9 protein-coding genes, 3 tRNA genes, 1 other RNA gene and 2 pseudogenes are annotated in these 11,554 nt (G+C 37.3%); 3 read left to right on the plus strand and 12 right to left on the minus strand.

Annotated elements, in window-relative coordinates; all coding sequences use genetic code 11:
• The first annotated feature begins 165 nt into the window (after positions 1–165).
• Positions 166–732 (plus strand): MerR family transcriptional regulator, encoded by a 567-nt coding sequence (locus V5M37_RS14915; protein WP_423797981.1) that lies wholly within the window; start codon positions 166–168, stop codon positions 730–732.
• Positions 733–992: 260 nt separating this feature from the next.
• Here the strand turns inward: V5M37_RS14915 and V5M37_RS14920 are convergent.
• The 10 genes and pseudogenes from V5M37_RS14920 to V5M37_RS14965 all read right to left on the minus strand — a co-directional run bounded on the left by V5M37_RS14920 (position 993) and on the right by V5M37_RS14965 (position 8,171).
• Positions 993–2,114: pseudogene (locus V5M37_RS14920) on the minus strand (GerAB/ArcD/ProY family transporter).
• 11 nt (positions 2,115–2,125) lie between these two features.
• Entirely contained in the window at positions 2,126–3,226 is a 1,101-nt protein-coding gene (locus V5M37_RS14925) for a Ger(x)C family spore germination protein (RefSeq protein WP_423797982.1), read from the minus strand.
• On the minus strand, positions 3,213–4,724 hold the full coding sequence (locus V5M37_RS14930; protein ID WP_423797983.1) for a spore germination protein: 1,512 nt from the start codon (positions 4,722–4,724) through the stop codon (positions 3,213–3,215). The genes V5M37_RS14925 and V5M37_RS14930 overlap by 14 nt, the downstream gene beginning before the upstream one ends.
• Positions 4,725–5,025: 301 nt before the next feature.
• An RNA gene (ffs, locus tag V5M37_RS14935) (signal recognition particle sRNA small type) lies at positions 5,026–5,110 on the minus strand.
• Positions 5,110–5,181 (minus strand) — tRNA-Asn (locus V5M37_RS14940). Before V5M37_RS14940 ends, ffs begins: the two co-directional genes overlap by 1 nt.
• Before the next feature lie 10 nt (positions 5,182–5,191).
• A tRNA-Leu gene (locus V5M37_RS14945) sits at positions 5,192–5,276 on the minus strand.
• Between the two features lie 48 nt (positions 5,277–5,324).
• Positions 5,325–5,415, minus strand: a tRNA-Ser gene (locus V5M37_RS14950).
• A 217-nt stretch (positions 5,416–5,632) separates the two neighbouring features.
• On the minus strand, positions 5,633–6,460 hold the full coding sequence (locus tag V5M37_RS14955) for an alpha/beta fold hydrolase (protein ID WP_423797984.1): 828 nt from the start codon (positions 6,458–6,460) through the stop codon (positions 5,633–5,635).
• Positions 6,461–6,627: 167 nt separating this feature from the next.
• Positions 6,628–7,791, minus strand: a complete 1,164-nt coding sequence (locus V5M37_RS14960; protein WP_423797985.1) for a YecA family protein — start codon at positions 7,789–7,791, stop codon at positions 6,628–6,630.
• A gap of 50 nt (positions 7,792–7,841) precedes the next feature.
• A complete protein-coding gene (locus tag V5M37_RS14965; RefSeq protein WP_423797986.1) occupies positions 7,842–8,171 on the minus strand; it encodes a DUF1904 family protein in 330 nt (109 codons plus the stop codon).
• A 147-nt stretch (positions 8,172–8,318) separates the two neighbouring features.
• Here V5M37_RS14965 and V5M37_RS14970 point away from each other — a divergent pair.
• Positions 8,319–8,939 (plus strand): annotated as a pseudogene (locus V5M37_RS14970) (DUF3298 domain-containing protein).
• Between the two features lie 71 nt (positions 8,940–9,010).
• Here V5M37_RS14970 and V5M37_RS14975 read toward each other — a convergent pair.
• Complete coding sequence (locus V5M37_RS14975) at positions 9,011–9,670, minus strand: DUF429 domain-containing protein (protein ID WP_423797987.1); 660 nt, start codon at positions 9,668–9,670, stop codon at positions 9,011–9,013.
• Between the two features lie 173 nt (positions 9,671–9,843).
• On the opposite strand from V5M37_RS14975, the gene V5M37_RS14980 reads away from it, so the two are divergent.
• Positions 9,844–10,101 (plus strand): HPr family phosphocarrier protein, encoded by a 258-nt coding sequence (locus tag V5M37_RS14980; RefSeq protein WP_423797988.1) that lies wholly within the window; start codon positions 9,844–9,846, stop codon positions 10,099–10,101.
• A gap of 114 nt (positions 10,102–10,215) precedes the next feature.
• Here the strand turns inward: V5M37_RS14980 and V5M37_RS14985 are convergent, their stop codons facing one another.
• Positions 10,216–11,484, minus strand: coding sequence for an MFS transporter (locus tag V5M37_RS14985; RefSeq protein WP_423797989.1), 1,269 nt, complete (start codon positions 11,482–11,484; stop codon positions 10,216–10,218).
• Positions 11,485–11,554: the final 70 nt, after the last annotated feature.

The following is an 11,554-nucleotide window of genomic DNA, read 5'->3' on the forward strand; positions in this document are numbered from 1 at the left end:
TTAAAGGAGTAGGAATCATGGCAGAGATTTTAGTTGGTTTAGGTACATATCTATCAGTTTTTCTTGCACTAGGATGGCTAATTTCATTCGCTTTTAACCTATTTATAAAATAACATCGGGCTATTACAGTATAATTTACAAATGTATTTAATAGAGGTGAAATGAATGACGGAAATATATTCACCTAGTGATGTACAGAAATTATTTGAAATAGATGCCAGTACTTTAAGGAAGTACGCCACTCTCCTCGAAGGGCATGGGTATCATGTTCACCGAAATAATCGAGGACATAGAGTTTATTTTGAGAAGGATGTTCATACATTCCGCAAATTAATGGAATTCAGCAAACATGAGGGTATGACAATGGAAAAGTCTGCTGAAGCAGTATTGAAATTGGTTTCTGAAAAAAATAACAGATGCTCTGTTACGGAAGAAGAACCCATACAAATTACTAGCGACCAAGTTGTGGAGCACAATTGTAACCATGAAGAATTAATGGAACGCATAGAACATTTAGAGCAAATAAACTTGGATTTAATCAAGCTCTTGAAGGAAAAGGCTGTACGGGAAGCTTACCAAGAGGAAAAGATTAATCAAATTTTAAGGCATGTAGAACGTATAGATCATCTGGAGTCTGACCGTATTAGAAACATAGAAGAGGAAACAAGAATGCAAATTGCTGCTGCCAGTCATAAGAAATGGTGGAATTGGTTTATATTCAAAAAAAGCTAAACCTGAAATGGCCCCCTTGAGTTGGACTAATAATCCAGCTTAGGGGGTTTTTTATGGTTAAGTTTTCATAGGAATTTAGAGCAAAAAGTTGTTTTAAAGTATTTGTTTGTTTAATTTCTAATAAGCTTAAATCTCCTTATCATATAATAAAGAAAGAAGCATGTTCATTTATAATTTAAGCTAGTAGAATGTGGGTTAGCTTTTTTAATACAGGTACTATTTATATAGAAGGAAAATACAATAATTTTTGAACGTTCATTTTAACTAGGTTTTAGATTTGTTATCTCTTTATTTGTTTTTTTAAATTTATTTCTTATAAAAACCCAAATGCTTAATACGGGTAAATAAGTAAAAAGAAAAATAGAACTAAATAAAAGTAGTATGGACTCCACTTTGTTGACCTCTAAAGTATCATTACAGAGTGAAACAATAATTTGCACAAGTATGACTGAAACCCAAATGGTTATATTCGGCTTTATTCCAATAGACTCTTTAAGAATTCGCACTCCCCCCCAAACTGCTAAACAGCATGTAGGTAAAAAGACCAAAAGCCAAGTAAAAATATAAACATATTCAAACCTTTCAATAAACGGGAAACGAATTATTTTCGTCATAATTAAAGTTGGCCAAACTGTATGTAAAAGTTGCCCATGGCTAAAGTAAACAAATGTAAATATGGCTACTAGAACATATAACAAGGTCGAGTAACCTATACCCAAGTGAAACCACTTTTGAGAATTAAAGTTATCTTTGATATATGGATAATAAATAAGCAAGAATTCCGGACCAAGAAAACTTAGCATACATTCCTTCCCGGAAACAAAATAATCATGGATCCCATGATTAAATAGCGGTAATAAGTTTAACCAATTAGCGTACTTAATTGGATAATACAATGAAAGGATTAAAAAGCTTGGTAAGATTACTCCCCAAAAGCATATTCCGGTAATAACTCGAAACCCGCCTTTAACGATATTAACAATTACAATTAAAAGAATGAAAGATAATATTCATATTGGAGTACTTGGAAAAACCCATGTCATTAACACCTCTAAGTAGGACCTGATGACAATAGATACGATTAATATACAGTAACTAAATAGAAGGAGATTTAATATATTCCCCACCCATCTGCCAAACAATTCTTTTTGTAGCGACATGATATCTCCGTTTCTGGCATGCTTTAATAAAAAATATATTAACACACCAACAAAATGAAAAGCCGCTCCCATCAAAAGGATTGACACCCATGCATCTTGTTCCGCACCTCTAAATATCTTGCCTTGAAATCCAAGTAAACCTACACCCGTTTGTGCCCCATGGATAAGAAAAAATAAAAAAAAGGGAGAGACTGTTAAACTTTCCTTTAATTCCTTGCCCATAATCCTCCACCTTACTCCCCAATACCTGCCCGAGTTAATTCGATATTTAGGTCAATATCATATTGAACATTCGGATATATTTTTTCATAAAATTCTTTTTCATCCCAATCTCTAGTTTTGGCCCTTACCAAATCACCTATACCAAGTGGATCTACTTTATTGGCAGTCAGTTTATAAAGAAGTTTTTTACATTCTTTTTCTACTTGTTCTTCTAGTTGTTTTTTTAACATATATTTATTTTGATCTGCCCTTAGGTCTAACCAAGTAGGATAGTCTTTCACCATACCTTGTAACTCCATATGAAAATGAATCTTTGGTATTGATGAATTTCTATCAAATCTTTTTCTAATCTCACCATATAAAACAGTAAAGACAATTGATCCTTTTCTTTCTTCCTTCTTTACGTCAAATATACTTTCTCCACTTATCTTCCTCCCTTTTAATATTTTATATAAGAACGTTTCTTTTTTATCGATGGTTGTTATTAACTTATCGTTTTTAAATATCGCTAATCCGCCAGTGGTTATTTTACCAACGGAGTTTACTTTTAAGATTGGTATGGCATTATCTCTTCCTTCGCCGTAATAATCAAATAAAAAACTATGCATATTCGGAAGAGGTAACTCACCCTTTTCATATCTATGCTCAATTAATTTAACGATATGGTCACTACTGTTACTTTTACTGTTCTTTAATAACTCACCTGATTGACCTTCGGAGACAGCCACATACATATTGCTTCCTACCAGCGGGTCTCTGCAAATAGTTTTTACAAAATAAGCGATACCATCTTCGGCTAATTCTTTACCAAATAACAATAAACTCAATTTTCCTATTTCAACCGGCTTCGAAGACTGCTCATCCATCTCTTCCAGTATTGTCCTTGTATTCCTTCCATTTCCCACTAAGGTTGTAACTTCCCCCTTCTCCTCTTCTTTTGTATAGTCAGTATAAAGAATGGTTCCAATATAATGATCTTTTCCTTTATCTAATCCTAAAACAGAAGGAATTTGGATATCATCAATGGTCTTATTATTAGGATAATTACAGGCAGTCAAAGTTAATAAAGCAGCTAAGAAAGTAATGATAAATTTCAAATTAGGCCCATTCATTAGAATCATCCTTATTTTCTTTAGGATTATATCTAACAAGCGAAAGAGGTCTTAAAAACCGGCTTCGATTTGTAGTGTACTTGTATGATGTTCGAATAAAACTATCTTTAAAGCTATTCCTTCTAAAAGGATAAAGAGGAACCATATAAGGGTTCCCTAAAGACGTTAATTTTAATAGGTGACTAAGCAGAAAAACAACTCCAATTGCTATGCCAAATCCGCCTAAAAAAGCAGCTAAAATAATGAAAGGGAATCTCAGAAGACGAATTGCGTTAGACATTTTATATATTGGCGTTGTAAATGAAGCCAGAGCGGATAATGAGACAATAATCAGCAAGATATTACTTGTTAAAGCTGCTTCAACAGAAGCTTGTCCAATGACAATACCACCTACGATCCCTAACGTCTGTCCTATCTTCGTAGGGAGCCTGGCTCCTGCCTCACGTAATAGTTCAATAGTTATTTCCAGGAATATTGCTTCCAATACCGGAGGAAACGGAACATGTGCCCTTGAACTTATTAATGGTTGAAGTAAATCTCCTGGTATCACCTCATAGTGAAATGTCAGTATGGCAACATATATCGAACTAGAAAACATGGAAAAAATAACCCCTAAAATTCTGATAATCCTAAAAAAAGAACCTAATATCCAAGACAGATAATAATCTTCTGGAGATATAAAAAAATCCAACAAAGTAGATGGGCCTGTCACGATATAGGGTGAACCGTTAGCAAATATAGCAATTTGCCCTGATATCATGGCATAAACAACTCGATCTATTCTTTCAGTTGATAAAAATATCGGAAAAGGAGTGTTTGAGTTATCGGAAAAAATCTGTTCAATTTGTGAGCTATCAAAAATGACATCAAAATCAATATCCTTTATACGTTGCTTGACTGTCTGGATATACTGCGGGTTTGTTACCCCCTCAATATAGGCAATCGCTATTTCTGTTTTAGATAGAGAACCGAGTTTTATTTCTTCAAAAACTAATTCCGGAACAGCAATTTTTTTCCTTAATAAATGAATATTGACATTGATGTTTTCGATAAACCCAACTTTGGGACCTATCACACTAAATTCATTCTCGGTTTCATTATTTTTTCTATACCCAAGTTCCTCATTTTGAATATCTATCACAAGTAACTCTTTAAAATCTCTAAATTGAACAGTGACAAAACCTTTAATTAGCTTTTTTTCAATGTCATTGGGGTCTTCAGAATATTGAATCCCTTCAAAAGGAATTAATTGTTCCAATTCTTGGAGTGACTTGACTTTTTTACCGTTCTCCTTAAATACTGGAAGCAAAAACTCTTTAATCGCTTTACCATCTATCATGGACTTATAATAACTGATAATAAGGGAATCCTCCCGCTTAAAGGGGGAAAATTGAAAAAAATCACTTGACTTTTTTGCCTGCTGAAAAACATCTTCAATGGACTTTATTTCAGTTTTTTTTTTATTTTTATCTTTGCGATTTGAGTTTTTAAAAGGCATATCTTCTCACCAACTATTTTTTATGAATTAGCCTAAGTTAGTATAAACAGTGTAATCATCATAGGCTTATTTTGCCAACGTATGTAGTTTCAATGCATGGCTTATTAAGCCATAATAAAAAATACTAATAGTATAATTGAACATTTGGATAACCAAGATGAGGAATGAATTAATTTAATAGAAGAGGAAACAAGAAAGGCAATCACTGCCGCTAATTAAAAGAGATGATAGAAATAGTTTCTAATTCAAAAAAACCGCTAAACTCAATAATTATTGAGTTTAGCGGTTTCTATTTCTGGACTATGTAATAGCCCACACAATTTCACTAATGATGGCTGCTGCGTTCCCGCCCTGACCCTTTCTTAGTGTCCTTGTTGGACTATGACTCCGCAGGTAGGACTCGAACCTACGACCGATCGGTTAACAGCCGATAGCTCTACCACTGAGCTACTGCGGAATAATAATTCTGGTGCGGGTGAAGGGAGTCGAACCCCCACGCCCGAAGGCGCCAGATCCTAAGTCTGGTGCGTCTGCCAATTCCGCCACACCCGCATGATGTTAATATATTATACCATTTGTGCTAAACCTGCAAGATTTTTCTGGCAGAGAAGAAGGGATTTGAACCCTCGCGCCGGTTACCCGACCTACACCCTTAGCAGGGGCGCCTCTTCAGCCGCTTGAGTACTTCTCTGTAGTAATAACTTACAAAACAAATATATCATCTTTTGAAATTGGGAGCTAGCTGTAAATTTTGGTAATCTAAAACAGAAAGCTCCACTGGTGTGAGGACGTTTGTCTAGTAAAATTCACTCTGGGAGTCCTCATAGCCCCAACATAAGAAAAATTATCTCAAATATTCACACTTACCCTGTCCTCATGACTCCGCAAAATGACCACTGTAAAATTGGTTATTCTAAAATAGCTAGAAAATGTTCTCTTACAAGTGGAATCACCTTTTCCGGAACCTGAACATGAATAAAATGCCCCGCACCAGGAATGATATGTACCGCTGCGTGCGGGAATTGCTGGTCACGCGTCTGATAAGCAAAATCGGTTGAAATGTAAGGATCATGTTCACCCCAAAGAATCGTAACAGGGGACTTTATAGCAGCAAGATTCAAATACGGTTCCGTTAATTGTTGATTGGCAGAACGGTATAATTCTAAAATGACATTCCTTTTCTCAGCAGTCTCAAAAATGGCGAAAAAGTCTTCCAAGATCCCTTCATCTACAGACGGAATCTCCTTTATCATACCTGCCATCCATGAATCCTTATTGGCCATGGCTTCCATTACTTTTTCACCATAACCAGGCGTTCTCCATTTTTGGGCTAGTGGGTGCCACGTATATCCTGGCAACAATACTGTGTCGGTTATAATCAAGCTTTCCACTTTATCCGGATTGTCACACGCCCATCTTAATCCGATCATTCCACCCCAGTCATGGACAACGAGATGGATTTTTTCTAATTCTAATGCTTCCATGAAATCATTGATAAAAGCAACATAGTTTTCCCAAGTAGACTCGTATGGAAAACGGTCACTCTGACCAAATCCCGGAAGGTCCGGTGCAATCGCCCGAAAACCTAATGCAGCAATTTCAGGGATGATGTGTTTCCAAAGCATGCTGGACTCTGGGACTCCATGAATAAGCAAAACTGGCGGGTCAGTTTTGGCACCTTCATCAATATAGGAAAGCTTTTGATAATTTATGGTTAGTGTTTTTTTCGTATTCATTCTGGACCTCCAATTGTTTCTAATGTAAAGATTTTATATTCTCACAATAATTCGACAAAAAGAGGTAAAATCCTTTCTTTTCCATTTAAAAAAGAAGGATGCCTCAACTTTATTAGACATCCTTCTCTTCAAGATATAATTGGTCTTTCCTTGTGATTACAACAGATCTATTTCCCACAGCATTTTTTATATTTTTTCCCGCTTCCGCATGGACAGGGATCGTTTCGGCCAACTTTCGTTTCAATCCGAACGGGGGCGGGTTTACCTAACGTCCCTTCCCTGCCGTCATTTCTAAAGTCCATTTCTCTTTCAAGGGCAGCTTTTCTCCAAAATTCCAATTCAGGATGGTGCTCCCCCAAAATAGAATAGTAACTATAAACCGTCTGCTCAATATCCACTATGTTTGAAGTATACTCGTTTTTCATATGGCGGCTAATTTCGGGCAGTGCCTCTCTAGAGAAATGATGACAAATGGATTCGATAAGGATATCTTGATCACCAATTTCTTCAGCCGCAGCGTAGGCCTCTCTTAAGACCTGAATGGCGAAGTCTGTTTTAATATTCTCTACAACGGAGGCTGCAAAAATAACCGAATCTTCTCTATATAAATACGGCGCGACTTCCTTCACCACATCATCTGATTGAAACTGAATTAACGCAGCAGAGACCTCTTCCAGCAAAACATCTTCATCTCGTCCCAACATGCTTGCCAGCATCGGTATATATTTTTCTATTTTTAACAAGCCAATCATATAAATCGTTAGAATTCCATGATAAGAAAACCATTGTTCTTCCAATTCCTCGCGAATTATAATGTCGATTTCCTGTTCCGTCACCCAGCCATTTTTCACTATGCAGGCAGCTAGAATTTTGCCCTTTATGTATAAATCGTTCTGATATGGATTTGCATGGTCAAGATCACTTAAGATGCCTCCATATTCCATATAAACTTCTTCTTCCGTCCCATTTGCAGTTAACTCATAAATGGCCCACATATCCTTGGGGATATATTTTTCCAAGGATTCCCTATATGTAAGAGCAAGTTCAGGTTCAATTTTCAAAAGCAGGTTAATTGCTAAATGAACCTTGGACTTGTCCATGCTGGGAATATTTTCAATCAAGACCTTGACTGCCTCTTCATTAATCGTCTGATGATCTACATAGATGAGAATATAAGATTGCTTTTCCTTATTTCTAAAAGCTTCTTTCAGTAATTCTACTGTCCATTCTTCAGGGAACAATGGATAATCGTGCAGTGCATGTAGGACCGTTTCCTGAATTAAAATATCGTCACTAATTAAATGTGGTTTTATTTTTTCTAAAAATGTCATGCTAAACTCCCTCTGAGTTTGTTTTTTTCTAACAACTAGGTAAATGAAATTTACGCAAAGCTTTTCCCATTTAAATAATAATCTGACTCAGAAAACACTCTAAAGGCGATTTCTACATCTGGAATTCCCAGACTATGTAAATGCTCGGTTGTGATGGCAGCAAATTCATCTTGAACTTTTTGGCCCCGATCGAACCACTTCACTTCAATAAATGGAAACCCTGGCACTTCTTCTCCATTAAAAACAAAAATCGAATCCACAATTTCAAAAGTGAAATTATCTGTTTCACACTCACAAAGTTCAGCCAATTCCTCTACCAAAGGTGTACTAATTTTTTTGACTTGCTCTACACTTACTCCTTTAAAAATTAATTGCGGCACTTTTAATTCCCTCCATAAAAAAGTTAATATCCAGAAGATCTTTCCGATATTTTACCATAAAAAAATCCTTGATGAACCTATTTGATTTTTTCTAAACGCACCTGCCATCCGCTCACGAATAAGATAAGTGAAAAAGGGCGGAGAGAAATGCCAATTATATTACCCGTAGATGTCAAACCGTATATTTATAGGAGCGGTCCCAAAAAGGAGGTTATTTATCCACAAGTAGTTAACCACCGCAACCAACGGCTGGAAAGATCCATCAATCAGGGCATTGTGCAACAAACCCAAAAGCTAATAGACACTCAGGTTGGGGATATGCCCTCCACTGTCAGTGAAATGCTAGGAACTTTTGAATTGAAAAACAACCAGCGCAATGTATTGAGCCTTAACCTCTCCAATTATACTTATCATGAACATGCTGCCCATGGAATGACCTATATTAAATCCTTAACCTTCGACCTTCAAAAAGAAACACTGGTACAACTCAAGGACCTGTTCTAACCTGGAAGTAATTATATCAAAAGGCTCACAACCCTTATTCAGGAGCAAATCAAAAAACGGGATATTTTCCTTCTTGGCGATTTCACCAGCATAAAGCCTGATCAGGACTTTTACATCGCTGACAAAGCACTCGTCATCTACTTCCAGCTTTATGACATTACCCCATATGCTTTTGGATTTCCAATGTTTCCAATATCGGTATATGAGCTTCAGGATATTTTAGATGAAAGCGGCCCGCTTGGACGGATGGCAGAAAATAATTAATACCAAAAGCGGCTGATTACAGTCGAAGCTGCTGTAGCCGGCCAGTGCTGGAACAATACCTGTTATGTTTATCAACAACAATAATCATACGGATGCAGCGGTAGATTTGCAGGTAAAATCCACTTAGGACGAAACTGCTTATCCCGCCAATGCCATGCGCCTAATGCCGCAGCGCAGGCATCAATGGAATGACTTTCTTCCTCTATACAAACCGGCAGATCGGTCAATTTTTGCTCCTTAAACCATTTTCTTATGAATGTCCTCGCAGTCAAATCCTGCTTATAACTCAGAACATACTCAAGATTACTCTGAGAAATTCGAGAACCAATAACGGCACCCGGGTGCACTTCCACCATCGAAATGGGATTCTCAGTTTTCAAATTTCCGATTTCCCTGCTAAGCTTAATCCCTCTTAAGGTAAGATAAACCATTCGATTAAAAGTCGGCGGCATAATGGAACCGGATTTCATCCCTAAGGACACGATGTACTGCCTTAGCTCTTTATCACCCGGCCGGTCCCCGCCGCCATCCTGATATGATAAAGGAGCGTCGATTCCGATTACCACTTCATCATTTTGACTTTGATGCATAACTTCATTTAATATTTCCAGATCACCAATATTACTTAATTGTTTGATAAATTTTAAAGCACCAGCTTGTTTTTCAAATACAGCCAAGACAGTATCTTTACGATTGCTCGGTCCTGATAAATCAATCCCAATGATTTTCATTAAATGCTCCATCACTTTCTATAAATATTATGGCAAATCTTCTTACAAATTTTATGACAATAAGGCCAGTATTCAATTAAAATCCTTAATAATAAGGGGTAAATCACCATAGTTTTATAAAGAAGCGATTATTCTTTTGGCAAGAATAATTAAGTTTAGAAAGGAGAGTTTTTATGATGCAACAAACTGTTGAGCTTAATAATAAGGATGTTCTAGGCCTAAAACCTATTACTCAATTAGTTCAGGAAGCTTCACGATTTCATTCCGAAATTTTTCTTACTCAGAAAGGCCGAAAGGTGAATTTGAAATCATTGCTTGGTGTAACGACACTCATGTTAGGAAACAAACAACAAGTAACCATAGAAACCTCTGGTCATGATGAAAAGGAAGCACTAGAACACTTATTGAAAAAGCTTGAATCGTTTAGCTGACACATGGGGACGGTTCTTCTTCCCCCATGCCTCCGCTTCAACTCACGTTTTTAAAAACAAAAAGACAACCTTAATTGGTCGTCTATATGTTTAGTTAACTCCAGTTAACCACTCTCATTGTCCAGTCGTTATGTTATGCTTTTCTCCAAGCTTGATTGGCTTGGAGAACGATAGACTTTGAGGTAAAGTTATCGATGCCAAGCTGGCTAGAAGCGCAAGGATACCCGCGGCACTGAACGAAAATAGATGCGTTCCAAACACTTCGTACCCCCATCCGCCTAGGAAAGAACCGATTGCGGCTCCTATTTGATGCCCTACAAAAAATGCTAACCCATTTAAAATTCCGAGCAACTTTACTCCATATAAGTCACCTAAGATCGCTGTGGCCATGGCCACTGAACCTGCCCATACCAATCCTCCGATAATGGAAACTAGAAAGAGCTGCCAAGTGTGGGCTGATAAAACCAGACCAAAAAATCCAAGTCCACGGACAAAAAATACTAAAAATAAAATATTTCTTCTCGGAAAACGGTCGGCGAGCTGTCCTAAAAACAACGTTCCGAAGATCGCGACAATTCCAATCAAACCTACCCCAAAGGAAGCGGTCATTGGCCCAAAATGGTGATCCATCAACATAGGAACCCCGTGCGATCCTAATAGATTCATCCCAAATCCACAAGCAAATAGCACAAAAACAATTTTCCAATAGGTTGTTGTCTTTAAAGCATCCTTCAATGTGACGGTTGCCGGAGCTTCCTGTCTAGTGATTCCGCTGGCATTGCCCGGACTATCAGCCTCTTCCGGAACATCTTCCCGCATGATAAAAATCGCAGAAGGCAGAATAATACAAACAAAGATTACTCCAAAAAATAAAAGTGTATTCTTCCAGCCAACAAGGCCAATCATCCATGTTTCAACGGGGGTCAAAATGGCAATACCCGCCATTCCTCCGGTCGTCAAATAAAAAAGGACCTTCCCTCTTTGGCGGACAAACCATTTACTAACAATCGGCGATAAGGTGATATTGCTTAAAAAAGATAGACCAATCGACAGGAACACACCATAGGAGAGGAAAAAGGAAAGCATCCCTTTGGAATAAACCGTCCATATAGTAGAAATACATACAATGGCCAGCCCAATCAACAAAACAATACGGGTATTAAAAGTTTTTAACAGAATACCTGCTAGCACCATTCCAATCCCATAAACAAGCATTCCTACAGAAACAACGAGCGAAATTTCAGTTCGCGACAATTTTAAATCTTCCATGATGGGATGGATAAACGGCCCGATTCCCATCCTCATACCTGTTGTAAGCAAACCAATAATGGACGCGGCAATGACAATATACCAACCAAAATAGAGTTGTTTATCTTTATTCATGTTGTACACCTGCTTTACAATCGTACCTCAACTTCATCCAACATCCTTCCTCCTATACCCAAAAACGTTA

Source organism: Neobacillus sp. SAB-20_R2A (genome assembly GCF_049568635.1).
Taxonomy (GTDB): domain Bacteria; phylum Bacillota; class Bacilli; order Bacillales; family Cytobacillaceae; genus Neobacillus; species Neobacillus citreus.